The organism is Variovorax sp. P1_H2, assembly GCF_056405295.1.
Window position 1 is genome coordinate 1 of the sequence record NZ_JBFUCJ010000078.1, and the last position, 23,935, is coordinate 23,935.

The 23,935-nt window shown below is 68.9% G+C and carries 21 protein-coding genes; 15 read left to right on the forward strand and 6 right to left on the reverse strand.

Features of this window, described 5'->3' with window-relative positions:
• Window positions 1-83: 83 nt before the first annotated feature.
• The 3 genes from AC1D2E_RS23365 to AC1D2E_RS23375 all read right to left on the reverse strand — a co-directional run bounded on the left by AC1D2E_RS23365 (window position 84) and on the right by AC1D2E_RS23375 (window position 3,680).
• Complete coding sequence (locus AC1D2E_RS23365) at window positions 84-1,196, reverse strand: M14 family metallopeptidase (protein ID WP_478199611.1); 1,113 nt, start codon at window positions 1,194-1,196, stop codon at window positions 84-86.
• Window positions 1,193-2,407 carry a M20 aminoacylase family protein gene (locus AC1D2E_RS23370; protein WP_478170983.1) on the reverse strand — a complete coding sequence of 405 codons (1,215 nt, stop codon included), beginning with the start codon at window positions 2,405-2,407 and terminating at the stop codon, window positions 1,193-1,195. The genes AC1D2E_RS23365 and AC1D2E_RS23370 overlap by 4 nt, the downstream gene beginning before the upstream one ends.
• A gap of 70 nt (window positions 2,408-2,477) precedes the next feature.
• Window positions 2,478-3,680 (reverse strand): glycerophosphodiester phosphodiesterase, encoded by a 1,203-nt coding sequence (locus AC1D2E_RS23375; protein ID WP_478199612.1) that lies wholly within the window; start codon window positions 3,678-3,680, stop codon window positions 2,478-2,480.
• A gap of 101 nt (window positions 3,681-3,781) precedes the next feature.
• Here AC1D2E_RS23375 and argE point away from each other — a divergent pair, with 101 nt between their 5' ends.
• Window positions 3,782-4,990, forward strand: a complete 1,209-nt coding sequence (gene argE / locus AC1D2E_RS23380) for an acetylornithine deacetylase (protein WP_478199613.1) — start codon at window positions 3,782-3,784, stop codon at window positions 4,988-4,990.
• A gap of 13 nt (window positions 4,991-5,003) precedes the next feature.
• Window positions 5,004-6,227, forward strand: a complete 1,224-nt coding sequence (locus tag AC1D2E_RS23385; protein ID WP_478199614.1) for a DUF445 domain-containing protein — start codon at window positions 5,004-5,006, stop codon at window positions 6,225-6,227.
• A 149-nt stretch (window positions 6,228-6,376) separates the two neighbouring features.
• Here AC1D2E_RS23385 and AC1D2E_RS23390 read toward each other — a convergent pair whose 3' ends face one another.
• Window positions 6,377-7,150: a type III pantothenate kinase gene (locus AC1D2E_RS23390; RefSeq protein ID WP_478199615.1), complete on the reverse strand. Its 774-nt coding sequence runs from the start codon at window positions 7,148-7,150 to the stop codon at window positions 6,377-6,379.
• A 120-nt stretch (window positions 7,151-7,270) separates the two neighbouring features.
• Between AC1D2E_RS23390 and lysM the strand changes: the two genes are divergently transcribed.
• Window positions 7,271-7,732, forward strand: a complete 462-nt coding sequence (gene lysM / locus AC1D2E_RS23395) for a peptidoglycan-binding protein LysM (protein ID WP_478199616.1) — start codon at window positions 7,271-7,273, stop codon at window positions 7,730-7,732.
• Window positions 7,733-8,093: 361 nt separating this feature from the next.
• Here the strand turns inward: lysM and AC1D2E_RS23400 are convergent, their stop codons facing one another.
• Window positions 8,094-8,546 carry a rhodanese-like domain-containing protein gene (locus AC1D2E_RS23400; protein WP_478199617.1) on the reverse strand — a complete coding sequence of 151 codons (453 nt, stop codon included), beginning with the start codon at window positions 8,544-8,546 and terminating at the stop codon, window positions 8,094-8,096.
• A 172-nt stretch (window positions 8,547-8,718) separates the two neighbouring features.
• Here AC1D2E_RS23400 and AC1D2E_RS23405 point away from each other — a divergent pair, with 172 nt between their 5' ends.
• The 7 genes from AC1D2E_RS23405 to gorA all read left to right on the forward strand — a co-directional run bounded on the left by AC1D2E_RS23405 (window position 8,719) and on the right by gorA (window position 18,027).
• Window positions 8,719-9,828 carry a TRAP transporter substrate-binding protein gene (locus tag AC1D2E_RS23405; protein ID WP_478199618.1) on the forward strand — a complete coding sequence of 370 codons (1,110 nt, stop codon included), beginning with the start codon at window positions 8,719-8,721 and terminating at the stop codon, window positions 9,826-9,828.
• A gap of 89 nt (window positions 9,829-9,917) precedes the next feature.
• Window positions 9,918-10,574, forward strand: a complete 657-nt coding sequence (locus tag AC1D2E_RS23410) for a TRAP transporter small permease subunit (protein ID WP_478199619.1) — start codon at window positions 9,918-9,920, stop codon at window positions 10,572-10,574.
• Between the two features lie 52 nt (window positions 10,575-10,626).
• Window positions 10,627-12,525 carry a TRAP transporter large permease subunit gene (locus AC1D2E_RS23415; RefSeq protein ID WP_478199620.1) on the forward strand — a complete coding sequence of 633 codons (1,899 nt, stop codon included), beginning with the start codon at window positions 10,627-10,629 and terminating at the stop codon, window positions 12,523-12,525.
• 57 nt (window positions 12,526-12,582) lie between these two features.
• Complete coding sequence (locus AC1D2E_RS23420) at window positions 12,583-13,008, forward strand: CopG family transcriptional regulator (RefSeq protein WP_478199621.1); 426 nt, start codon at window positions 12,583-12,585, stop codon at window positions 13,006-13,008.
• 30 nt (window positions 13,009-13,038) lie between these two features.
• Window positions 13,039-14,154 (forward strand): extracellular catalytic domain type 1 short-chain-length polyhydroxyalkanoate depolymerase, encoded by a 1,116-nt coding sequence (locus AC1D2E_RS23425; RefSeq protein ID WP_478199622.1) that lies wholly within the window; start codon window positions 13,039-13,041, stop codon window positions 14,152-14,154.
• A gap of 144 nt (window positions 14,155-14,298) precedes the next feature.
• Window positions 14,299-16,347, forward strand: coding sequence for a DUF6600 domain-containing protein (locus AC1D2E_RS23430; protein ID WP_478199623.1), 2,049 nt, complete (start codon window positions 14,299-14,301; stop codon window positions 16,345-16,347).
• A 324-nt stretch (window positions 16,348-16,671) separates the two neighbouring features.
• On the forward strand, window positions 16,672-18,027 hold the full coding sequence (gorA, locus tag AC1D2E_RS23435) for a glutathione-disulfide reductase (RefSeq protein ID WP_478199624.1): 1,356 nt from the start codon (window positions 16,672-16,674) through the stop codon (window positions 18,025-18,027).
• A 376-nt stretch (window positions 18,028-18,403) separates the two neighbouring features.
• On the opposite strand, the gene AC1D2E_RS23440 is transcribed toward gorA, so the two are convergent.
• Complete coding sequence (locus AC1D2E_RS23440; protein ID WP_478199625.1) at window positions 18,404-19,312, reverse strand: LysR substrate-binding domain-containing protein; 909 nt, start codon at window positions 19,310-19,312, stop codon at window positions 18,404-18,406.
• A gap of 184 nt (window positions 19,313-19,496) precedes the next feature.
• Between AC1D2E_RS23440 and AC1D2E_RS23445 the strand changes: the two genes are divergently transcribed.
• From AC1D2E_RS23445 to AC1D2E_RS23465, 5 genes are all read left to right on the forward strand, one after another.
• Entirely contained in the window at window positions 19,497-20,324 is an 828-nt protein-coding gene (locus AC1D2E_RS23445; RefSeq protein WP_478199626.1) for an ABC transporter permease, read from the forward strand.
• Window positions 20,325-20,385: 61 nt separating this feature from the next.
• Entirely contained in the window at window positions 20,386-21,414 is a 1,029-nt protein-coding gene (locus tag AC1D2E_RS23450) for an ABC transporter ATP-binding protein (protein ID WP_478199627.1), read from the forward strand.
• 40 nt (window positions 21,415-21,454) lie between these two features.
• Window positions 21,455-22,534: an extracellular solute-binding protein gene (locus AC1D2E_RS23455; RefSeq protein ID WP_478199628.1), complete on the forward strand. Its 1,080-nt coding sequence runs from the start codon at window positions 21,455-21,457 to the stop codon at window positions 22,532-22,534.
• 6 nt (window positions 22,535-22,540) lie between these two features.
• Window positions 22,541-23,362: an ABC transporter permease gene (locus tag AC1D2E_RS23460; RefSeq protein WP_478170965.1), complete on the forward strand. Its 822-nt coding sequence runs from the start codon at window positions 22,541-22,543 to the stop codon at window positions 23,360-23,362.
• Window positions 23,313-23,873 (forward strand): TIGR00725 family protein, encoded by a 561-nt coding sequence (locus AC1D2E_RS23465; RefSeq protein ID WP_478199629.1) that lies wholly within the window; start codon window positions 23,313-23,315, stop codon window positions 23,871-23,873. The genes AC1D2E_RS23460 and AC1D2E_RS23465 overlap by 50 nt, the downstream gene beginning before the upstream one ends.
• Window positions 23,874-23,935: the final 62 nt, after the last annotated feature.

Sequence of the window (23,935 nt, forward strand, 5' to 3'; positions counted from 1 at the left end):
GGCGCAGCCAGGCCCGTTGGTGAAACACCGYGGAACCGGCTTCGCCGGGCCGCTGGTGTTGCCCCCGGCGAGGGGGTGGGCGGCTACACGAAGTGAGCCAACCTGGGGGAGAGCCCATCTATGGCTTGGAACATGGCCTGGCGGGCCTGGCTGATGATCTGGCCGCGCCAGGCATCGGTGTCGGTGTAGAAGGCCTCGAGCATCCTCGCGTGGATCGACGCCGCGAGTTCGGGCGGCGCCTCGGGATGCTTGTGCAGCCAGTGATCGGCCCGGAGCGCGCCCACCACCTCCACGATGGGCACGGTGCCGTACTCCAGCGCGATACCGGTGTACTCGGCCTGCGGGCATTCCTCGTAGATCGAATTGCACATCAGGCCGGTCAGGAAGGCCGAGGTCGACGAACCGTCGTAGATCGAGGTCACCGGCGCGGCCGGCGTGCCCCACCACGCGTTGGCGCGCGCATAGGCGGCCTGGTCGTCGCGGCAGGAAAAGATCCGCTCCCCGAGCCCGTTGGGGCCCAGACCCGTGTGGAAATCGATCCAGGCGACCTGGCGCGCCGCCTGCACCTGCGTGCGCAGCACCTCGCGCAAGGTGCGGTTGCTCCAGGTCGGCGCCTGGCCGCCGAAGAACAGGCCATCCTCGAACTGGTACTGGCCGCGGGTCACGGCGGCCTGGTAGGCGCCGGCGCCGTTGTTCTCGATCCAGGCCGCGATCGCGGCCTCGTTCGCCTCGGTCGGCGGCCACTGCGCGGGCAGCAGCAGCGCATGCAACTGGGCGTACGCCTCGTTCACCGGCAGCGGTTCGGCGAAATCGAAGAAGTTGCGGTTCAGGTCGCAGTGCTCGTTCGTCACGCGGCGGCCATGCGAGAAACCGTGCGGATTGAGCGCATGCACGTACAGCACGGCCACGCCCTGCGCGCGCGCCTTCTCGCGCCATTCGGCATCGTGCAGCGCGAACACCTGCACGCCGCTGCCGCAATGGCCTTCGACGCCATGGCAGGCACTGGTGACGATCAGCATGCGCTCGGCCTGTGGGTCGCCATCGAGCGCGACGTCCATCGCGAGTTCCTCGCCATCGCGGCCCTTGAGCGGATGGACACGGGAGCGCACTTCGAGCCCGGCACCGGCGCAGCCCTGCAGGAATTTCTGGCGCGCCTGGGCATAGCGCGGCGAGAAGGCTTCGCCGACGCCGATCATGCCGCGGCCCCTTCCGACAGCTTCGGGCCGTTGAGGAACTGTTCGGCCAGCTGCACCCAGCAGGTGGCGCCGAGCGGAATCAGGTCGTCGTTGAAGTCGTAGCTCGCGTTGTGCAGCATGCAGGGGCCGCCGCCGTGGTGCACGGCGCGGTGGCTGCCGTCGCCGTTGCCGATGAAGGCGTAGGCGCCGGGCTTGGCCAGCAGCATGAAGGCGAAGTCCTCGGCCGTCATCGCCGGCTCCTGCACCAGCACGTTGTCTTCGCCGACGATGCCCGCCATCACGCGGCGCGCGAAGTTGGCTTCAGCCGCGGAATTGAGGGTCGGCGGGTAGTTGCGGTGGAAGTGGAAGTCGCACTGCGCCTCGTGGGCCGCGCAGATGTGCTCGGCGATGGTCTTCATGCGGGCCTCGATCAGGTCCAGCACCTCGAGCGAGAAGGTGCGCACCGTGCCCTTGAGCTCGCAGCTGTCCGGGATCACGTTGCTGGCCTCGCCGCCATGGATCATCGTGACCGAGATCACACCGGCATCGGTCGGCTTCTTGTTGCGCGTGAGGATGGTCTGGAAGGCTTGCACCATCTCGCAGGCCACCGGCACCGGATCGATGCCGGTGTGCGGCAGCGCGGCATGCCCGCCCTTGCCCGTGATCCTGATCTTGAACTCGTTGCTCGACGCCATGGCCGGCCCGGGGCTGACCGCGAACTGTCCGGCCTTCATGCCGGGCCAGTTGTGCATGCCGAACACGGCTTCCATCGGGAACTGCTCGAACAGGCCGTCCTTGACCATCTCGCGGGCGCCGCCGCCGCCCTCCTCCGCAGGCTGGAAGATCAGGTAGACCGTGCCGTCGAAGTTGCGGTGCTTCGCCAGGTGCTGCGCCGCCGCCAGCAGCATGGCCGTGTGGCCGTCGTGGCCGCAGGCGTGCATCTTGCCGGGGTGCTTGCTGGCGTGCGCGAAGGTGTTGAGCTCGGTGACCGGCAGCGCGTCCATGTCGGCGCGCAGGCCGACAGCCCGGGCGCTGCTGCCGTTCTTGACGATGCCCACCACGCCGGTGGTGCCGAGCCCGCGGTGGATCGGGATCCCCCATTCGGTCAGCTTGGCCGCCACCACGTCGGCGGTACGGACTTCTTCGAAACAGAGCTCGGGATGGGCGTGGAGATCGCGTCGGACCGCGGCGATGCCAGCCGCCTGGGTGACGAGGGAATCGATGAGTTTCATGGACACGAGTCTAGACTTTGCGGATGGAGCCCGCAAAGATCGTGCCGCGTGGGGCCGCGCGACTGACGATTCAACGCACTTGCTGTTTCAGCCACGCTGCGCGCGCGGCCAGTGCCGTATCGGTGAAATCGGTGAAGACGCCGTCCACGCCCAGCCGGTAGTACACCAGGTACTCGTTCGACGGATCGCCCTTGTAGTCCGCCGGCAGCCGCCGCGATTCGTTGCGGAAGGTGAAAGGATGGACGAACAGGCCGGCCTTGTGGGCGTCGGCGACCAGCGGGGTCGGGCCAAGGCTGGTGGCGTCGGCATCGTTGATCTTGCCGTCGCCATTGACGTCCACCGGCTTGCCATCGGGCCCGATGGTGCCTTTCATGCTCACGATGTAGCGCTTCCAGGGGCCGATGCCGTCCGCATAGGTCTTGATCTCGGCCAGGCCGGCGGGCGTCACCATCACGTCGAAATTGCGCCGGTCGCCTGCCTTGGTCCATTCGTAGGGACGATCGACCGGCACCGCATAGGTCATCGCGCCGCTCTTCATGTCGATGCCATCGCCATCGATCAGCTGGACGATGCGGGTGTTCAGGCCCTTGGCCTTCATGTATTTGAGGCTGCCGGGCTCGAAGGACTGGACGAACACCGGCGCCCCCTTGTTGTTCCAGCCGGCGGCCTCGAGCATCGCGATCAGCTTGTCTTCGAGCGGCAGGCCCAGGTCGCGGAAGTAGGTCGGGTTCTTGGTCTCCGGATAGATGCCGATGGTGCGGCCGCTTTCGCGCGACTTGGCCTTCGCGAGGTCGATCACCTGCTGGAAGGTCGGCACCTTGTACTGGCCATTGAACTGCTGTGGACGCTCGGCATCGGTAGAGATGGCCCCCAGCCGCTGGATCTCGGCCAAGGTGAAATCATTGCTGAACCAGCCGGTCTGCGTTTCGCCGTCGACCTGGATGGTCTTCTTGCGAGCCGCGAATTCGGGCCGGCTGGCGACGTCGGTGCTGATCGCCAGGTTGGGATCGTGGCGCGTGATCAACACACCGTCCTTGGTCGAAACCAGGTCCATCTCGATGTAGTCGGCACCCAGTTCGATCGCGCGCGCGTAGGCCTCCAGCGTCTCCTCGGGCAGATAGCCCGAAGCACCGCGGTGCGCGACCACCAGCGGCGGCCGGCCGTCCAGCGTCGGCAGGCCGGAGGTGGATTTGCCGCCCGGCGCGCTGCAGCCCGCAAGGCAAAGCACAGCGGCCAGCGTGGCGGCTGCGATCGGGGTCTGGCTGGATGTCATGGTTCTTCTCCTTGGTGAATGCGACCGCACAGCCTACTCCCGCGCCATGACACTTCGGCGGCGCCGGCGCGCCAGACCCGACTTCCGGGACAATGCCCCGCATGCCACACGTGCTTTCCTCCCGCAGCCTCGAACTCGCGCAGACGCTGCTGCGCATGAACACGGTCAGCGCCAACAGCAATCTCGAGCTGATCGATTTCGCGCGCGACCACCTGGCCGGCCTCGGCGTGCGCAGCCGGCTGACCTACAACGCCGACAAGACCAAGGCCAACCTGTTCGCCACGCTGGGCGCCGGCAAGAAGGCCGGCGTGATCGTCTCGGGCCACACCGACACCGTGCCGTGGGACGGGCAGGACTGGAGCGTCGACCCGCTGTCGGGGATCGTGCAGGACTGGCCCGCCGATGATGCCGATGCCGAATCGGCGCGGATCGAGCCGCGCCTCTACGGCCGCGGCGCCGCCGACATGAAGAGCTTCATCGCGATCGCGCTGGCCAATGCCGAACGCTTCATCGAGAGCGACTCGCCGTTCGCGGTGCACTTCGCCTTCAGCTACGACGAGGAGGTCGGCTGCTTCGGCGTCAGGGAACTGATCGCCGACATGAAGGACCAGGGCATCAAGCCGCTGGCCTGCATCATCGGCGAGCCGACGCTGATGGTGCCGGCGATCGCGCACAAGGGCGTCTACCGCTACAAGTGCTGCGTGCGCGGCAAGGAGGCGCATTCGTCGCTGACACCGCAGTCGGTCAACGCGATCGAGATGGCGGCGCGGGTGGTCGGCAAGCTGCGCGACATGGCCGAGGGCTTCGAGCGCGACGAGCGGCGCTACGCGGGCTTCGACGTCCCCTTCAGCACCGCCAGCGTGGGCCAGTTCCATGGCGGCATCGCCGACAACGTGGTGCCGCGCGACGCCGAATTCCGCTATGAATTCCGCAACCTGCCGACGGCCGACGCGGCGCGGATGCAGAAGGAAATCACCGACTACGCCAGCCGCACCGAGACCACCATGAAGAAAGTCGCCCCCGACGCCGGCTTCAGCTTCGAAACCATCTGCGAGATTCCGAGCTTCCTGAGCTCGGCCGACGAACCCGTGACCCGGCTCGCGCAGCGCCTGGCGAAGGAATCGCGTACCACGCTGGTGGCTTTCGGCACCGAGGCCGGCCTGTTCAAGAATGCCGGCATCCCGACCGTGGTCTGCGGCCCCGGCAGCATCGCGCAGGCGCACCAGCCCGACGAGTACGTGACGCTGGAGCAACTGGCGCGTTGCGAGCAGTTCCTGCAGGGTCTGGCCGCGACGAAGGAGATCCGCTGACCCGGCGCGCGCCATGAAGCGCGTCGCGCTGTCGCTGCTGGGCGCCGCCGCGCTGCTCTACGCGCTGGCGACCGCGCTGGAGCCCCGCCATCCGGTCTGGGGCTACGTGGCGGCCTTCGCCGAGGCCGCGATGGTCGGCGCGATCGCCGACTGGTTCGCGGTGGTGGCGCTGTTTCGCCACCCGCTGGGCCTGCCGATCCCGCACACCGCGATCATCCCGGCCAACAAGGACCGCATCGGCGCCAAGCTGGCCGGCTTCATCTGCAACAACTTCCTGAGCACGCCGCAAGTGCTGGCCAAGCTGGCCCAGTTCGACCCGGCCGCGCGGCTGGCGCACTGGCTCTCGCGGCCGGCGAGCGCCGAGAAGCTCGGCGGCCACCTGGTGGCCGCGGCGCGCTACGGGCTCACGGCCTTCGACGACGCCCGGGTGCGCGACTTCCTCGGCCGCCTGGCAGCGGCCGCGCTGGCCCAGGTGGACCTGGCCCGGCTGGCCGGCCAGGCGCTGGATGCACTGACTGCCGGCGGCCGCCATCACGCCCTGCTCGATGACGTGCTGCGGCAGGTCACGGCGGTGGTCGAGGGCGACGAGGTGCAGGAGCGGATCACCGAGGCGATCGCGCGCGAGATCAAGACGCTGCGCTACGTCGGCCTGGACCAGGTGGCGGCCCGGCTGGCGACGCGCAAGATCGTGGCCGCGGTGGTGCACACCCTGGGCGAGATGGCGGCCGAGCCGGACCATCCGCTGCGTCTGCGCTTCGATGCCTCCATGGCCGGCTTCGTCGAGCGGCTGAAGACCGACCCCGAATTCCAGCGCCGCGGCGAAGCGATCCGTGCCGAGCTGCAGGCGCATCCGGCGCTCGGCGACTACCTGCACGGCCTCTGGAGCGAACTGCTCGCGTGGCTGCACGACGACCTGGCGAAAGGCGATTCGAGCATCCGCCGGCGGCTGGTCGCGATGGCCGGCGCGCTCGGCGCCCGGCTCTCGGCCGACGAGGCGATGCGGCGCTGGATCAACGAGCAGATCGTGGATGCGGCGCCGCGCGCGATCGAGCGCTATCGCGAGGACATCCGGCGCTACATCGTGGAACGGGTGGCCGACTGGAACACCGACGAGATGACGGTGGAGCTCGAGCGCAACATCGGCCGCGACCTGCAGTTCATCCGGGTCAACGGCACGCTGGTCGGCGGGCTGGTCGGCCTGGCGATACACACCGCGACGCAGCTTTGGAGGGGCTGATCAAGCGGGAGCCATGGCGCCATGCGCCTTCCGCGACGATTGAAACCGGCGCAGCCCAAGTCCAGGGATACCGCGGAACCGGCTTCGCCGGGCCGCTGGTATCGCCCCCTTGAGGGGGCAGCGCCGCAGGCGCTTCGGGGGTGATTCACCTACCCTGGCAAAAGCCGCTCCTGCGCGATCACCAGCAGCCCGTCCATGATCAGGCTGTCGACCAGTTCGAAGTCGCCGTTCATGCTCGGCGCCATCTTCCAGCCGGCGCCGCCGGTCATGTAGCAGGCCGGCTCGGCGCCGCAATGCGCCCGCACGTGCTGCACCATGCGCTCGACCGCACCGGCGATGGCATAGGTGCCGCCGCTGGTCAGGGCGTCGCTGGTGTTGGTGGGGAACTCGCGCACTTCGCCGGTCGGCACGTGCAGACCGGCGGTGCCGGACTCGAGCGCGCGCAGCATGATGCCGTGGCCCGGCAGGATCAGGCCGCCGAGGAACTTCCCGTGCACGTCGACCGCCTCGACCGTGACCGCGGTACCGATCATCACCACCACCATCGGCCGGGGAGCCCCCTGCAACAGCATGCGATGGCGGGCCCCGATCATCGCCACCCAGCGATCGGCGCCCAGCCGGGTGGGATGGTCGTAGCCGTTGACGATGCCGGCCTCGGCGAGGCTCGACACCACCCAGCGCGGCGAACATTCGAAGCGCTCGACCAGCTGCTCCTCGGCGCGGCGCCGCACGGCATCGCCGGCCACCACGCAGCCGAGCATCGACTCGGGCGCGGGCAGCTCGGCCCAGGGGCCCTCGGCCAGCCGCTCGATGTGATCGAGGAACTCGGCGCCATGCGCGATCGGCACGGCGCCGGGACGCGCGGCGTCGTAGAGGGACCACTTGAGGCGGGTGTTGCCGATGTCGATCGCGAGGAATGCCATGCGCGGCATTATTGCGAGTTGTGCTTACGGGCGCTTGCACATGGGATGGCCGCCTACGCGAAAGCGCCATCTTCCGCCGTTAAAGTGGCCTGCCCCATCAACCAATCAAAAGGAGAAACCATGGGTTTGCTGAGTTTCATCAAGGAGGCCGGAGAGAAGCTCTTCGGCGGTTCGGTGGCGCAGGCGGCGGAACCGGACAAGGACAAGGCGGCCGCGGCGGCCATCAAGACCTACATCGAGACCCAGAACCTGGGCCTCACAGGGCTGGAAGTCGGCTACGTCGCCGTCACCGGCATCGTGACGCTGTCGGGCAACGCGCCGTCGCAGGAAGCCAGCGAGAAAGCCTCGCTGGCCGCGGGCAATGTGGCCAACGTGACCCAGGTCGACAACAACCTGGTGGCACCGGCAGCCGACCCGGCGCAATACCACGACGTGGTCCGCGGCGACACGCTCTCGGCGATCTCGAAGAAGTTCTACGGCGACGCCAACAAGTACAACGTGATCTTCGAGGCCAACAAGCCGATGCTGAGCCATCCGGACAAGATCTATCCGGGGCAGAAGCTGCGCATTCCGAAAATCTAGCTCGCCCCCAGGTTGCCCGGCACTTCGTGTCCGGGCGCCCACCCCCTACCGGGGGCAACACCAGCGGCCCGGCGAAGCCGGTTCCGCGGTGTTTCACCAACGGGCCGGGCTGCGCCGGCCTAATCAATCCGCGCTGTGGTTTTTCTACGGCTGCGCGCAGCGCGCCCGTTCGTGGGCAGTCGCGGAACCGGCTCCGCCGGGCCGCTGACTGCGCCCCCGGTAGGGGGTGGGCGGGCTACACGCAGTGAGCCCAACCTGGGGGCGAGCAACAGCCCCGCGGAACCGGCTTCGCCGGGCCGCTGGTGTTGCCCCCGGCAGGGGGTGGGAGGGCTACACGAAGTGAGCCCGACCTGGGGGAGAGCTAAGCCTGTTTCCAGGGCAGGCCGCGGAAGCGCCAGCCGCCTTTTCGGCCGCGGTGCCCGTCCGCATCGGCATCGCCCTCGAAACCTTCGAGGATGTTGTAGGCCTCGATGCCCAGTTCGGTCGCGCGCCTGGCGGCGGCGATCGAGCGCACGCCGCTGCGGCACAGCATCAAGGCCTTGGCGCCCGCCGGCATGGCGGCCCGCAAGCCTTCGTCGAAGACCGGATTGAGCGCCATGCCGGGCCATTGCTTCCAGGCCAGGCCCACCGCGCCCGGCACATAGCCCACCCATTCGCGCTCGGCGTCGCTGCGAACGTCGACCAGGACGCCCTCGCCGCTGGCCATCCACTGCGCCGCCTGCTCCGGCGTGACGTCGCCGGCATAGCCCGCGGCCGGCCTCACGCCGGCCCGTTCAGCAGCCGGAGAAGGCGTTGTCGCGTCGGTTGGGGTCATTTCTTGTCTTGTCCTTGAAAGTTGGAGGGAAAAGAGCCGGGCCGAATCCTTCATCACGCGGGAAAACGGCCCGCCGCAGATCGAATTCTGCTCAGTTCGAGAAAACCCTCTCTATCACAAAAGTTCACCTATGAAAGAAAATGTCTAGGTCTCATATCCACGGAGGCACGCAATGACAGAGCACTCAATGAGCCGTCGGCGCAGTCTGTTGAAAGGGGCCGCCGTCGCGGCCGGCACCCTCTCCGCGCCCATGGTCGGCATGGCCCAGACCACTTCGATGCGATTCCAGAGCACCTGGCCGGCGAAGGATATCTTCCATGAATACGCCCACGACTTCGCCAAGAAGGTCAACGACATGGCGGGCGGCCGCCTGAAGATCGAGGTGCTGCCCTCGGGCGCCGTGGTGCCGGCCTTCCAGCTCCTCGAAGCGGTGAACAAGGGCACGCTGGACGGCGGCCATGGCGTAGTGGCCTACCACTATGGCAAGAATTCGGCGCTCGCGCTGTGGGGCTCGGGCCCGGGCTACGGCATGGATGCGAACATGGTGCTGGCCTGGCACTACTACGGCGGCGGCAAGGCGCTGCTCGAGGAAATCTACAAGTCGATCCACATGGACGTGGTGTCGTACCTCTATGGCCCGATGCCGACGCAGCCGCTGGGCTGGTTCAAGAAGCCGATCGCGCGCGTCGAGGACCTCAAGGGCCTGAAGTACCGCACCGTGGGTCTCGCGGTCGACATCTTCACCGAGCTGGGCGCGGCGGTGAACCCGCTGTCCGGCGGCGAGATCGTGCCTGCGCTCGACCGCGGCCTGATCGACGCGGCCGAGTTCAACAATGCGTCGAGCGATCGCGTGCTGGGTTTTCCCGACGTGGCGAAAAACTGCATGCTGCAKAGTTTTCACCAGAGCGGCGAGCAGTTCGAGATCCTGTTCAACAAGGGCAAGTACAACGCGTTGCCGCAGGAGCTTCGGTCCATCATCGACTACGCGGTGCAGGCCGCCAGCGCCGACATGAGCTGGAAGGCCGTGGACCGCAACACCAAGGACTACCAGGAGATGAAGAAGGCCGGCGTCAAGTTCTACAAGACGCCCGACGCCATCCTGCGCGCCCAGCTCGCCGCATGGGACAAGATCATTGCCCAGAAGGCGAAGGAGAACCCGCTGTTCCAGAAGGTGCTCGACTCGCAGAGAGCCTTTGCGCAGTCCGCCGGCCAATGGCAAAACGACTACATGGTCGATTTCAAGATGGCCTACAACCACTACTTCTCGGCGAAGAAGGCCTGACGGCCATGCGCCTTCCCCGCCATCGCGGCGCCAGCCCTTCCGGTTGACCCCGGAAGGCTCCTTCTTGCCAGCTGCACGCCGCGACGCCGATGAAAACCCAACAACTGCTGCATGCCGCCGACCGCCTGAGTACCTGGGCCGGCAAGACTTTCGCGTGGCTCATCGTGGCGCTCATGCTGGTGGTGTGCGCCGAGGTGTTCAAGCGCTATGCGCTCAACGCGCCCACGGCGTGGATCTACGACGTGAACAACATGCTCTACGGCACGCTCTTCATGATGTGCGGCGCCTACACGCTGTCGCAGGACGGCCATGTGCGCGGCGACTTCCTCTACGCCGGCATGAAACCGCGTACCCAGGCCACGCTGGACCTGGTGCTCTACATCGCCTTCTTCCTCCCCGGCATCGGCGCCCTGACCTGGGCTGGCTGGAGCTACTACCAGGACTCCCTGGCCATGAACGAACAGACCTTCAATGCCACGCCGCTGCCGGTGTATCCCTTCAAGTTCGTGATCCCGCTGGCCGGCGCCATCGTGATGCTGCAGGGGCTCGCCGAGATCCTGCGCTGCGTGGTGTGCCTGCGCACCGGCGCCTGGACGCCGCGGCTGAAGGACGCCGGCGAAATGGACGTGATCGAGCAGCAGCTCGCCAACAGCACCTTCGTGGACGAGGAGGCGCGGCGCGACGCCATCGAGCGCGCCAAGGACGTGGACGAAGCGGCGCGCCACCGCGGCAGGGAGGCGCCATGAGACGTCCCATGGCGATTCGCACCGCGGCGGCGCACGGCGCAAGGGTTTGCGAATGACCCAGGCCGCACTCGGGCTCACGATGCTCGGCCTCATCGTGGTCGTCATCATGCTGGGCTTCCCCACCGCCTTCACCCTGATGGGGCTGGGCATGCTGTTCGGCTTCGTCGCGTTCTACGACCCCGCCGCGCCATGGTTCGACAACCACATCTTCGACCTGATGGTGCAGCGCACCTTCGGCGCGATGACCAACGAGACGCTGCTGTCGATCCCGCTGTTCGTGCTGATGGGCTACGTGATGGAACGCGGCGCGCTGGTCGACAAGATGTTCTACAGCGTGCAGCTCGCGTTCCGGCGCGTGCCGGGATCGCTGGCGGTCGCGACCCTGATCATCTGCACCTTCTGGGGCATCGCCAGCGGCCTGGTCGGCGCGGTGGTGGTGCTGATGGGCGTGATCGCGATGCGGCCGATGCTCGACGCCGGCTACGACACGCGGCTCGCCGCCGGCGTGATCACCGCGGGCGGCACGCTGGGGATTCTGATCCCGCCGTCGGTGATGATCATCGTCTACGCCGCGGTGGCCGGGCAGTCGGTCGTCAAGCTCTACGCGGCGGCGATGTTTCCAGGCTTCTTTCTCGCTTTCCTCTATCTGATCTACGTCATCGCCTGGGCGCTGATCCAGCCCAAGGTGGCGCCGAAGCTGCCGCCCGAAGCACAGCGCGCGCCCGTCACGCCCCCGGTGGCGCACATCGCCGCCAGCTACTCGCAACGCCTGCTGCCGGCGCTCGCGACCGCGGTGCTTCGGCCCGGGCGCGCATCGGGCGCGGCAGCCGCCGGCGTGCGGATCACGTGGTGGATGCTGGTGCGCTATCTGGCGCAGGCGCTCGTGCCGCTGCTTCTTGCGGCCGTGACGCTGGGCTCCGTCTGGTGGTATGTGACGATCTATTCGCAGAAAGACACCAACCCGCCGCCCCCGGTGGCCGAGCAGTCGCGGCAGGCGCCGCAAGGCGGCAGCGCACTGGCCGAACCGCGGGCCCAGGGCTTGCAGGAGCCGCCCGCCGAAGGGCTGCAGGAGCCGCCCTCGTCCGAAGGCGTCCAGGAGCCGCCCGCCGCTGACAACCCCTCCCCCGGCGCCGGAGAAGGCCTGCAGGCGCTCGGCGAGCCGGTCGCCGCACCGCACGCGCAGGCGGTCCCCGCCGCCTTCTACACGGGCTTCTGGCTGACCTGCACCTTCGTGCTGGTGCTGCTCGGCTGGTACTACGCGAAGCTGGACGCCGAGCAGTTCGAGATCCTGCGCCTGCTGGTGTCGTCGGTCATGCCGCTGGGCATCCTGACGCTGGTCGTGCTGGGCGTGATCCTGTTCGGCATCACGACCGCCACCGAATCGGCGGCCGTCGGCGCGGCGGGCGCCTTCCTGATGGCCTGGCAGGCCAAGACGCTGAACTTCCAGCGCATCAAGGAGGCCGTGTTCCTGACCGCGAAGACCACGGCGATGGTCTGCTGGCTGTTCGTGGGATCCGCGCTGTTCTCGGCGGTCTTCGCGCTGCTCGGCGGCCAGCGCGTCATCGAAGGATGGGTGTTGGGAATGGACCTGACGCCGCTGCAGTTCCTGCTGTTGTCGCAGGCGCTCATCTTCGTGCTCGGCTGGCCGCTCGAATGGACCGAGATCATCGTGATCTTCATTCCGATCTTCCTGCCGCTGCTGGCGCATTTCCAGATCGACCCGCTGCTCTTCGGCGTGCTGGTGTTCGTGAACCTGCAGGCCGCCTTCCTGTCGCCGCCGGTGGCGATGTCGGCCTTCTATCTGAAAGGGGTGTCGCCTTCACACGTGACGCTCAACCAGATCTTCGCGGGGATGATGCCCTACATGCTCATCGTGATGCTGTGCATGGTGTTCATGTATCTCTGGCCCGGCCTGACGCTTTGGTTGCCCCAATACCTGTACGGAGGCTAGCCAAAGGTCAAAAAACCATCCATTGGGATGGTGATCAGATGGTGCTAGGATGGCGAGATGCAAAGTCATCCCGCGCCGGCCGCGCTGCGCGCCAAGCCACCCGAAGCCGAGAAGATCACGATCAACCTCGGCTATGTCGATCTCGGCCAGGTCGACCTGCTGGTGGGCGAGGGCTTCTACTCGAACCGCACCGACTTCATCCGCACCGCCATCCGCAACCAACTGGCGGTCCATGGCGATGCACTGAAGCAAGTGGTCGCCCGCAAGATGCTGGTGCTCGGACTGCAGCAGTTCAGCGCCGCCGACCTCGAGGCCGTGCGCCGCGCCGGCGAGCGGCTCGAGATCCGGGTGCTCGGCCTGGCCAGCATCTCCGCCGACGTGACGCCCGAGCTGGCACTCGAAACGATCGCTTCGGTCACCGTGCTCGGCGCCCTGCATGCGAGCGCCGCAGTCAAGGCCGCGCTGGCCGGCCGGCTGCGCTGATCCGCTTCTTTTCCCTCTCCGAAGGCCCCAATGAATCCCCTGTTCGAACGCCTGATGCGCAAGGCCACCCTCCTCACCCAAAGGGGCAACCTGCAGGAAGCGACCCGGGCGATCCAGCGCGCCCTGCGCGGCGGCGCCGCGACGCCCGATGCGGCGGAGCGCGAGAGCCGCATGCCCGCGGCCAACGACGAAACCCTGGTCGTCGACGTCGAGGCCCGCCGGGTCGAACCGGCGCCGGCAGAGGCGCCCGCGCACGAAAGCGGCGGCATCGAGCCCGGCATCGAGCAATGGAGCGACGGACTGTTCGCCCACCAGCACCGGCCGATCGCGTACAAGCTCTTCGTGCCCGAGCAGGGCGCCGGCAGCCCCCGCCCGCTGCTGCTGATGCTGCATGGCTGCACCCAGAACCCGGAGGATTTCGCCGCCGGCACGCAGATGAACCGGCTGGCGCGCGAGCACGGATTCCTGGTCCTCTACCCGGCCCAGACCCAGCACGCCAACTCGTCCAGGTGCTGGAACTGGTTCAAACCGCAGCACCAGCAGCGCGGGCGCGGAGAGCCGGCCCTGCTGGCCGCGCTGACCCGGTCGGTCATGGATTCGCACGATGTCGATCCGGCGCGCGTCTATGTCGCAGGCCTGTCGGCCGGCGGTGCGATGGCCGACATCCTCGGGCGCGGCTACCCCGACCTGTTCGCCGCGGTCGGCGTGCACTCGGGGCTGCCGAGCGGCGCGGCCAGCGACCTGATGTCGGCGCTGGCCGCGATGAGGAGCGGGCCCGCCGGTGCCGGGACGGGCGGCCCCGCCGTGCCCACCATCGTCTTCCACGGCGATGCCGACAGCACCGTGAACGCCCGCAACGGCGAGGCGCTGGTCGCGGCCGCGCTGGCGGGCCAGGACAGGGTCGCGACCCCGATGCAGGCATCCCCGGGCCGGTCGACGCAGGGCCGGGGCTTCACGCGGCAGGTGCATGCGGATGCCGATGGCGTGCCGACGGTCGAGCACTGGCTGCTGCACGGCGCCGGACACGCCTGGTCGGGCGGCGATGCGCGCGGCTCCTACACCGACCCGTCGGGCCCGGATGCCAGCGCCGAGATGCTGCGCTTCTTCCTGAGCCACCGGAACGCGCTCGCCGGCGCCATGCCCTGACAGCCGCTCCGACCTGCGGGCGAGCGGCGGGCCGGCTTACATGCGGTTGCGTGCAGCGCTGAAATATTGCCCTGCTTTGCAAAGCGGACGCCAGCGCGGAGCCGCCCTCGCGCGTTGTATGCGAAGAGACGAAAGAGCCCTTCGATGATCCGCCCCTTCCCCGATCTTCGCGGCCGCACGGCCGCTTGGCTGCTGGGCCTGGCGTTGCTGCTGGCCGGCCTGCCCGCGGCCGCCCAGCAGGATCCCCCTGGCCGAGTCGGCAGCCTGAACTTCCAGCAGGGGACGGTCAGCTTCTCGCCGGCCGGCGAGAACGACTGGTTCGAACTGGGCCCCAACCGCCCGCTCACCGCCGGCGACCGGCTCTGGACCGACCACAATGCACGGGCCGAACTGCACCTGGGCGCCGACACGCTGCGACTCGACGAGCACACCGGCATCACCCTCTCCGAGTTCGACGACGTCACGGTCCGCCTCACGGCCTCGCAAGGCAAGTTGCAGGTGCGGGTGCGCGAGGCGCTCGACGGCCGGCGCTTCGAGATCGACACCGCGAACCTCGCGGTGGTGGTCGAAGGCCCCGGCGACTACCGGATCGAGACCGACCCGGCCGCCGGTACCACCCGCATCGCCGTGGCCGCGGGCCGGGTCACGCTGTTCGGCGAAGGCGGCGAATCCGTCGACCTGGGTGCCCAGCAGCAGTTCATCGCCTCGGGCCGCAACCTGGCCGCCGCGAGCGGCGCACCGGTTCGACCCGACAACGGCTTCGATCGATGGGTGGCCGAACGGGACCGCATCGAGGATCTGTCGATCTCGGCCCGCTACGTCTCGCGCGAAGTGGTCGGCTACCAGCAGCTCGACGCCTACGGCGACTGGCGAAACGATCCGACCTACGGCAGCGTCTGGTATCCGCGCAATGTCGCCCCCGACTGGGCGCCCTACCGCGACGGCCAATGGGTCGACGTGGCGCCCTGGGGCTGGACCTGGATCGACGCCGCGCCATGGGGCTTCGCGCCGGCGCATTACGGCCGCTGGGCGCGCATCGGTCCGCGCTGGGGCTGGGTGCCCGGCCAGCGGCACGCGCGCCCGGTGTACGCGCCCGCGCTGGTCGGCTTCGTGGGCGGTGCCGCCGGTGCCGGCGCGAGTCTCGCGATCGGCGGCGGCCGCAACGGCGTCGGCTGGTTCCCGCTGGCGCCCGGCGAGCCCTGGCGGCCGGGCTATCGCGCCAGCCAGCGCTATGTCGACGAGGCCAATCGGGCCGCCTTCCAGCGGCAGCTCGCAGCACGCCGAGCCGGCTTCGCCAACCAGCAGTGGCCTGGCGCGGTCACGGTAGTGCCCACCGACATCTTCGGTCGCGGCCCGATCGGCCGCCGCGATGTGGTCCGCCTGCCGGCCGACCGGATGACCGGCGCGCCGGTCGGGATGGGGGCGCCGATACCGCTCGGCGATCACGGGCGCGGTGGTTTCGGTCGCCCCGCCGCGCCGCCCCCGCCCCAGTCTGCGATGCAGCTTCGGCAGTTCCAGCAGGCGCAACCGTCGCAGCCAGCGCAGCAGCTTCAACAGGCTCAGCAGATCCAGCAGCAACAGCAGTTACAGCAGCGCGCGGCGCAAGCGCAAGCGGCGCAGGCGGCGCAACAGATGCAGCAAGCGCAGCAACTGCAGCAGGCCCAGCGACTGCAACAGGCACAACAGATGCAACAGGCCCAGCAGTTGCAGCAGGCTCAGCAGATGCAACAGGCCCAGCAGCTGCAGCAAGCTCAGCAGATGCAGCAGGCCCAGCGGCAACAGATCGAAGCCCAGCAACGCGCCGCGCAAGCAGCACAGGCACAGGCACAGGCACAGGCACAAGCGCAAGCACAGCAACAACTTCAACTGCAGCAGCAGGCCCAGCGCCAGCAGCAGGAGGCGCAGCAGCGTGCGGCCCAGGCGCAAGCCCAGCAATTGCAGGCCATGCAACAGATGCAAGCCCAGCGCGCACAGCAGCTGATGCAGGCGCAACAGCAGATGCTGCACGCCCAGCAGGCACAACAGGCACAACAGGCACAACAGGCCAACACGGTCCGCCAGGCGCAGGAAATGCAGCAGCGCGCGCTGCAGATGCAGCAGCCGGCCCGGGTGCCGGGCGAACCTCGCGGGCCGCAGCGCTCGGGCATTCCGGTGCCCGACAGGCCTGGCGCGCCGCAGCAGGACCGCCCTTAGGGCCTGTTCACCCTATTTCCGGGGTCGCGAAGGCCTGCCAGGACGGGCCAATCAAGGCGCGCGACGCGGCATGTGCGTTGGCACATGCGAGGAGCGCAACGCCGAGTGGCTCGTCCTGGCAGGCCTTCCCTTCGGGTTGCCGCGCGAAGGGGCCGTCTGCGGCGTTGCCCGCGCTTGCAAGGCGAAAGCCTTGCTGCGCGCAGGCGCCTTGCATCCAGCCCCTTCGCGTGGCAACGCGATCCCCGGAAATAGGGTGAACAGGCCCTTAGGCGCCGCGCAGCGGCAACGCCTCGCGCCGGCTACAGTCGGCGCGAAGGAGTTCCCATGCGCACCTACGACTTCGACCTTTTCGTCATCGGCGGCGGCAGCGGCGGCGTGCGCGCCGCACGGATGGCGGCCCAGCGCGGCGCCCGCGTGGCGCTGGCCGAATGCGCCGAACTGGGCGGCACCTGCGTCAACGTGGGCTGCATTCCTAAAAAACTCTACAGCTACGCGGCCGGCTACGCGGAAGCCTTCGAGGAGGCGGCCGGCTTCGGCTGGGATCTCGGCGAGCGGCGCTTCGACTGGAACCGGCTGAAGGCCAACCGCGGGCGCGAGATCAAGCGGCTCAACGAGGTTTACCGCAGCCTGCTCGAAGGCGCCGGTGCAACACTGATCCACGGCTGGGCGCAGCTGGTGGACGGCCACACCGTGCAGGTCGGCGAACGCAGCTGCACCGCCGAGCACGTGCTGCTGGCGACCGGCGGCATGCCCTACGTGCCGGACCTGCCCGGGCGCGAGCATGTCATCGTGTCCGACGCGATGTTCGATCTCGACCCCTTCCCGAAGCGGCTGCTGGTGGTGGGCGGCGGCTACATCGCCTGCGAGTTCGCCTCGATCTTCAACGGCCTGGGCGCCCAGGTGGTCCAGCTGCAGCGCAACGCCCACCTGCTGAGCGAATTCGACGAGGACATCCGCGAATTCCTGGCCAAGGAGATGCGGCGTGCCGGCGTCGACATCCGCTTCAACACCGAGATCGCCTCGATCCGCCGCCTCGACAGCGGCCTGTGCGCGATCCTGTCGCGGGGCCAGCGGGTGGAGGCCGACGCCATCCTGTTCGCCACCGGGCGGGTTCCGAACACCCAGGGCATGGGGCTGGAGGCCGTGGGGATCGCGCTCGACGAGCGCGGCCGCGTGGTGGTCGACACCCGCTACCGCAGCTCGGTGCCTTCGGTCTACGCGGTGGGCGACGTCTCCACCTCCCAGCAGCTCACGCCGGTGGCGCTGGCCGAGGCGATGGCCGTGGTCGACACGCTGTTCGGCAAGGGCCAGCGGCGGCTCGACTACGACTACACGCCCACCGCCGTCTTCACCCATCCCAACATCGGCACCTGCGGCTTCACCGAAGCCGCGGCGCGCATGAAATTCGGTGCCATCACGCTCTATTCGAGCGAATTCCGGGCGCTGCGCCATACGCTGTCCGGCAGCCCGGAGCGCACCTTCATGAAGCTGATCGTCGACAAGGCCAGCGACCGCGTGGTCGGCCTGCACATGGTCGGCCCCGACGCCGGCGAGATCGTGCAGGGCTTCGCGGTCGCGATGCGCGCCGGCGCCACCAAGGCGATGTTCGACAGCACCATCGGCATCCACCCGACGGTGGCGGAGGAGTTCGTGACGATGCGGGAACCGATGCCGGGTTGAAACGAGCCCCCACGCTCCCTCACTTCGTGTGGTCGCTGCCCCCCGAGGGGGCGCAGGCCGCCTTGGGGCGGCCCGGCGCCGGCCTGGATCGCCCCCACGCTCCCTCACTTCGTGGGGTCGCTGCCCCCCGAGGGGGCGCAGGCCGCCTTGGGGCGGCCCGGCGCCGGCCTGGATCGCCCCCACGCTCCCTCACTGCGTGGGGTCGCTGCCCCCCGAGGGGGCGCAGGCCGCCTTGGGGCGGCCCGGCACCGGCCTGGATCGCCCCCACGCTCCCTCACTGCGTGTGGTCGCTGCCCCCCGAGGGGGCCGCAGGCCGCCTTGGGGCGGCCCGGCGCCGGCCTGAGCCCTCCGGTGCCGAACGATCGGCAGGGCTGCGTCACGCCTCTTCGCCGCGCGACTTCAGCCCCTCGTCCAGCACCCACTCGCGGAACGCCGCGAAGGCCGGCATTTCGAGGCGGTCGGGCCGATAGCAGAGGTAGTGCCCCTGGTCCACGTTCACGGGCGAACCACAGGGGCTGCACAGTGCGCCCTCGCCGAGTTCCTCGTGCACCAGCAGCCTGGGCACCAAGCCGATGCCCAGGCCACTGAGCGCCGCCTGGATCAGCGCCGAGTACTGGGCGAAGCGCGGGCCCGCCATCGTCTGCACCTCGGGCACGCCGTGCTGCGCGGCCCATTGCCGCCACGCGGTGGGCGCCCCCTCGTGATGCAGCAGCGTATGGCCCAGGATGTCGGCCGGCCGCGCGATCCGATGGCGGCTTTCGACCAGCGCCCGCGCCACGATCAGCACGAACTCCCGTCCCGCGATGTATTCGGAAACCACGCCGGGCCAGCCGTCGGGCCCGTAGCGAATGGCGGCATCGACGCCCGCGGGGATGCCGTCGCCGGGCTCCAGGTGCCGGCTGAAGCTCAGCATCACGTGGCGGCTCTTCTGGCTGAAGGCCGGCAACCGCGGAATGAGCCATTTGGTCAGGAAGGTGGGCACGCTCGCGAGCGTCAGCAGCCCCGCGCCGGCATTGCCCGAGCGGGCCTCGAAGGTCGCCGTCTCGATGGCGCGCAGGCCGCCCGAGATCTTCTGCCAGTACACGCGCCCCTGCGGCGTGAGCTGGACGCCGCGGCCGTTCTTTTGCAGCAGCTCGCGCCCGAGAAAAGCCTCGAGCCCTGCGATCTGCTTGCTGACCGCGCTCACGGTGATGCACAAGGCACCGGCCGCGAGCGTGATGCTCTGGTGGCGCGCCACGGCGTCGAAGGCCAGCAACTCCTGGATGGTGGGGCAGTCACGCTTCATGCGGGGCTCCCATTGATGAAAATTCGGTGAAAAACATTTTCCAATTGCTCAAGCATCATCATCCAACTTTCATCCATCGGCTCGCACGCTCTTCCTAGAATCGCATGAACGCTGCGGCTGACCTTGTGCAGACAGTAGCGCATCCGGAAAGTATCCCGGGTGACCATGACACTGGAGACAACCCTTGGTTCGCGGCRTCTCGCTCCTCTACGGCCTCTACCTGCTGCTGCCCATCGTCCTGCTGCTGGTCGGCAGCGTGGGCGGCAACTGGACCAACACGCTGCTGCCCACCGGCGTCACGGGGCAGTGGTACCTCGACCTCTGGCTCGACCGCTCGTTCCGCAAGGCCTTCGTGAGCAGCCTCGTGGTGGCGATGTCGGCCTGCGCGATCAACACGGTGCTGGCGTTGCCGCTGGCCTACGCCTTGCACCACGGCGCGCGGCGCAGCGGCAGCCTGGGCGCGCGCATCGTCAGTGCCACGCCGGTCGCGGTGCCCGCCATCACGCTGGCCTTCGGCTACATGATCGTCTTCAACACCGACCTCGCGCCGTGGCTCGGCTCGATGCCGCTGCTGATCGCGGCGCACGCGATCCTCACGCTGCCGTACCTCACGAACACGCTGCTGACCGACCTGCGCCATCTCGACCTCGGCCGGCTCGAACAGGCGGCGGCGACGCTCGGCGCCTCGGGCTGGCAGCAGTTCACCGGCATCGTGCTGCCGAACCTGCGGCAGAGCCTGCTCAGCGGGCTGGTGATGGTCGCGGCCATCTCGGTCGGCGAGTTCGGCGTTTCGAATCTGCTCACGAGCTTCCAGAACCGCACCTATCCGGTGGTGCTGCTGCAGGCCTTCTATGGCGCGACCGGCTTCGCCTGTGCGGCCACGGTGATCCTGCTGGTGCTGGCGAGTGCGTCGGCCCTTCTTTCCTCCTCTTTGGCGAAGCAGCCCGCGAGCCGCCGGGCCGCTCCCAAGGCAAGCACCGCAGCGCGCGGCGCGAAGGTTTTCCAGCCATGAGCGCCGTGCCGGGCCGCCCCAAACAAGCTCGCACCGCAGTGCGAAGCACGAAGGTACTCCAGTGAGCCTCCTCCTCGACAAGGTCAGCTACAACTACCCGGGCAGCACGCACGGCCTGCACGATGTCTCGCTCGACGTGCGCACCGGCGAGCTGGTGGCGGTGATCGGCCCCAGCGGCTCGGGCAAGTCGACGCTGCTGAAGCTGGTGTCCGGCCTGGAGACGGGGCACGCAGGCCGCATCGCGCTCGACGGCGAAGACATGTCGCGCAGGCCCGCGCACCAGCGGCACATCGGCATGGTGTTCCAGAGCTATGCGCTTTTCCCGCACCTGAGCGTGCTCGACAACGTGGCCTACGGACTCAAGCTGCGCAAGGTGGCGACGCCGGAACGGCGGCGCCGCGCGCAGGAACTGCTCGACATCGTGGGGCTGGGCGACTACGCGCAGCGCGCGGTGGCGCAGCTCTCCGGCGGGCAGCAGCAACGCGTGGCACTGGCCCGCGCACTGGCCATCGACCCCCGCGCCTTGCTGCTCGACGAGCCGCTTTCCGCCCTCGACGCCAGCGTGCGAGGCCATTTGCGCGACCAGATCCGGTCGATCCAGCAGCGTTTCAACGCGACCACGCTGCTGGTCACGCACGACCAGGAAGAAGCGCTCGTGATGGCCGACCGCGTGGCCATGCTCAAGGACGGCCGGCTGCTGCAGATCGCCACGCCCCGTGAAATCTATGAGCGCCCCGCGAGCCGCGCGGTGGCCGAGTTCGTGGGGCTGTCGACGATCCTGCCCGCGACGGTCAGCGCGGCCGACCGGCTGGACCTGGGTTTCACCGAATTCTTCGCTGCCACCGGCCACCGCGCCGTCGGCACCCAGGTCCACGTGCTGGTGCGGCCCGAACACATCGAGCCCGATCCGAAGCCCGGCAGCCTGAACCGCCTGGCGGGCCGCAGCGTCGCGCAGCGCTACCTGGGTTCGCTCACGCGCTACGACTTCGAAGTGGCGGGCGCGGCCAGGCCTTTCCTGGCGGAGTCGCCCGCACCCGCCACCGAGGCGATCGCCATCGCCCCCGAACACCTCCGCCTGCTCGACCACTGAGCGCCGACCTTCGTCATCACCCGTCCACCGAGGAGCCACCATGCAACGCAGACATCTGATCCAGGCCGCCGGCGCACTGCCGCTGGCGACGCTCGCGGCCCGCACCGCCTTTGCCTTCGACGGCCCCGAGCTCTATGCGGGCGAGAAGGCGCTGTACGCCGAGGCGCAGAAGGAAGGCCTGTGCGTCTCCTTCGACACCGGCCCCGAGTGGGCCAACTGGAAATCGCTGTTCCGCGACTTCAAGAAGCGCTACCCGGAGATCGAGCTGACCTACAACGACATCGGCTCGGCCGCCACGGTGGTCGCGCTCGAGAAGACCAGGCGCCGCCCGCAGGCCGACACCGCCTACTACTTCGCGGCCTCGGGCGTCGATGCCGCGAAGAAGGACGTGGTCGCACCCTTCAAGCCGGTCAACTTCGACCAGCTGCCGCCCGTGTTCCGCGAGGCCGAGGGCCGCTGGTTCACGATCCACACGCTCAACATCGCCTTCCTGGTCAACAAGAAGCTGGTGAAGAACGTGCCGAGCGGCTGGGCCGACCTGCTCAAGCCCGAGTTCAAGAGCACGGTGGTGTACCTCGACCCGCGCTCCACCGGCATCGGGCAGGTGCTGACCTTCGCCGCGGCCTACGCCAACGGCGGCAGCGTCGACAACGTGCAGCCCGGCACCGACTACCTCGGCAAGCTCCACGCGGCCGGCAACGTGCTGCGCGTGGAAGGCACGACGCCGTACGCCAAGTTCCTGAAAGGCGAGATCCCGGTCTGGATCAGCTACGAGAACGACGGCCTCAAGGCCAAGTACGTCGACGGCATGGGCGACGCGGTCGAAGTCGTGATTCCGAAGGAGGCCAGCGTGGCGGCGCCCTACGCGATCAGCCTGGTGAAGAACGGCCCCAACCCCAATGCCGGCAAGCTGTGGCTCAACTTCATCATGAGCGAGGCCGGCCAGTCGCTGTTCGCGCAGGGCTTCGTGCGCCCCGCCGTGCCGGGCACGGCCCTCGGCCCCGACGTCGCGGCCAAGATGCCTCCGGCGCCGCAGATCCGCCCGCTCGACGTGGTCAAGGCCTCGGAGCGCAAGGCCGAGGTGGACCGCCTCTGGGCCCAGGCTGCCCTGGGCAAGTAGGCCGGCATGCGACGCTTTGGTGCCTGGCCCGCCTGGGCCTTCATGGCGCTGTTCTTCGCGGCACCGCTGGCGGCGCTGCTGCCCGAAGCCTTCAGCGGCGGCGGCAGCGCCTTCGGCCGGCTGTTCGGCAACCCGCTGTTCTTCGGCGCGCTGCGCAACACGCTGGTGCTCGGGCTGGCCGCCGGCGCGGTGTCGGCGCTGGTGGGCACCTGCATCGCGATCGAGCTCGCGCGCCAGCCTGCGGCGCGGCGCCAATGGATGATGACGCTGCTGGGCCTGCCGCTGGCCTTCTCGGGCCTGGTGATCGCCTACGGCTTCATCCTGGCCTTCGGCCGCGCCGGATTCGTGACGCAGTTGCTCGCGGGCCTGGGGGCCGACCCGGCGGCCATCGGCAGCTGGATCTACAGCGTCTCCGGCCTCGGCTTTGCCTATGCCTATTACCTGATTCCGCGCGTGGCGCTGTCGCTCTACCCCGTGTTCGCCAACCTCGACCCGCGTCCGGCGCAGGCGGCGCGCACGCTGGGCGCGTCGCGGGCGCGGGCCTTCTGGGACACGGTGGTGCCCGAGGTCGCGCCCTCGGTGCTGTCGAACGCGTGCATGGTGGCCGCGATCGCGATGGGCACCTACGGGACCGCGCTGGCGCTGGTGGGCACCCAACTCAACATCCTGCCGCTGATGCTGCTCGCGCAGGTGGGTGACGGCGGTTCGGATTTCGCGGTGGCAGCGGCCTTGTCGCTGGTGCTGATGGTGGCGTGTGTGATCGTGATGGGAGTGGGCGATGTCGTTACGCGAAGGCGCGAGCGTGGTGCTGTCGGCGCCGGTCATTGAAGCGCTGGCGCGCCTCGCGCAGCGGCAGCGGGGGCCGATGCGCCACCTTCAGCCCGTGGCCATCCTCGGCCCCGGCGACGGCGGGCAGGCCGAGTGCGAGGCCGCCCATGCGGTGGCGCATGCGCTGGCTGGCGCGGGCATGGCGATCGTCTGCGGTGGCCGCGGCGGCGTGATGGCCGCGGCCTCGCGCGGCGCCACCGAAGCCGGCGGCATCGCCGTCGGCATCCTGCCCGAGGATGACGACCGCAACGCCAACGAATGGCTCAGCGTGGCCGTCCCCACGGGCATGGGCGAGATGCGCAATGCGATCATCGCGCGCAGCGGGGTGTGCCTGATCGCCATCGGCGGCAACATGGGGACGCTGTCGGAAATGGCGATGGGTCTCAAGTGGGGCAAGCCGGTGTTCGTGATGCACGGCGACATCGAACTGCCTGGCGCGGTACCGGCCACCGGCGTCGACGACATGCTCGCCAAGGTGCTGGCCTGCCTGCTGGCTCCGGGCTCGCCATGAGATGAAAAGCCCCCACGCTCATCGCTTCGCGTATCGCTGCCCCCCGAGGGGGTGCTCAGTGC

Bases quoted from the DNA above. Each gene is read 5' to 3' on its own strand.
- AC1D2E_RS23465 (WP_478199629.1), top strand. From the start codon at position 23,313: ATGTCGTTACGCGAAGGCGCGAGCGTGGTGCTGTCGGCGCCGGTCATT.
- AC1D2E_RS23385 (WP_478199614.1), top strand. From the start codon at position 5,004: ATGAAGCGCGTCGCGCTGTCGCTGCTGGGCGCCGCCGCGCTGCTCTAC.
- lysM (WP_478199616.1), top strand. From the start codon at position 7,271: ATGGGTTTGCTGAGTTTCATCAAGGAGGCCGGAGAGAAGCTCTTCGGC.
- AC1D2E_RS23460 (WP_478170965.1), top strand. From the start codon at position 22,541: ATGCGACGCTTTGGTGCCTGGCCCGCCTGGGCCTTCATGGCGCTGTTC.
- AC1D2E_RS23455 (WP_478199628.1), top strand. From the start codon at position 21,455: ATGCAACGCAGACATCTGATCCAGGCCGCCGGCGCACTGCCGCTGGCG.
- AC1D2E_RS23440 (WP_478199625.1), bottom strand. From the start codon at position 19,312: ATGAAGCGTGACTGCCCCACCATCCAGGAGTTGCTGGCCTTCGACGCC.
- AC1D2E_RS23390 (WP_478199615.1), bottom strand. From the start codon at position 7,150: ATGGCATTCCTCGCGATCGACATCGGCAACACCCGCCTCAAGTGGTCC.
- AC1D2E_RS23415 (WP_478199620.1), top strand. From the start codon at position 10,627: ATGACCCAGGCCGCACTCGGGCTCACGATGCTCGGCCTCATCGTGGTC.
- AC1D2E_RS23375 (WP_478199612.1), bottom strand. From the start codon at position 3,680: ATGACATCCAGCCAGACCCCGATCGCAGCCGCCACGCTGGCCGCTGTG.
- AC1D2E_RS23430 (WP_478199623.1), top strand. From the start codon at position 14,299: ATGATCCGCCCCTTCCCCGATCTTCGCGGCCGCACGGCCGCTTGGCTG.
- AC1D2E_RS23370 (WP_478170983.1), bottom strand. From the start codon at position 2,407: ATGAAACTCATCGATTCCCTCGTCACCCAGGCGGCTGGCATCGCCGCG.
- AC1D2E_RS23420 (WP_478199621.1), top strand. From the start codon at position 12,583: ATGCAAAGTCATCCCGCGCCGGCCGCGCTGCGCGCCAAGCCACCCGAA.
- AC1D2E_RS23400 (WP_478199617.1), bottom strand. From the start codon at position 8,546: ATGACCCCAACCGACGCGACAACGCCTTCTCCGGCTGCTGAACGGGCC.
- gorA (WP_478199624.1), top strand. From the start codon at position 16,672: ATGCGCACCTACGACTTCGACCTTTTCGTCATCGGCGGCGGCAGCGGC.
- AC1D2E_RS23410 (WP_478199619.1), top strand. From the start codon at position 9,918: ATGAAAACCCAACAACTGCTGCATGCCGCCGACCGCCTGAGTACCTGG.
- argE (WP_478199613.1), top strand. From the start codon at position 3,782: ATGCCACACGTGCTTTCCTCCCGCAGCCTCGAACTCGCGCAGACGCTG.
- AC1D2E_RS23425 (WP_478199622.1), top strand. From the start codon at position 13,039: ATGAATCCCCTGTTCGAACGCCTGATGCGCAAGGCCACCCTCCTCACC.
- AC1D2E_RS23365 (WP_478199611.1), bottom strand. From the start codon at position 1,196: ATGATCGGCGTCGGCGAAGCCTTCTCGCCGCGCTATGCCCAGGCGCGC.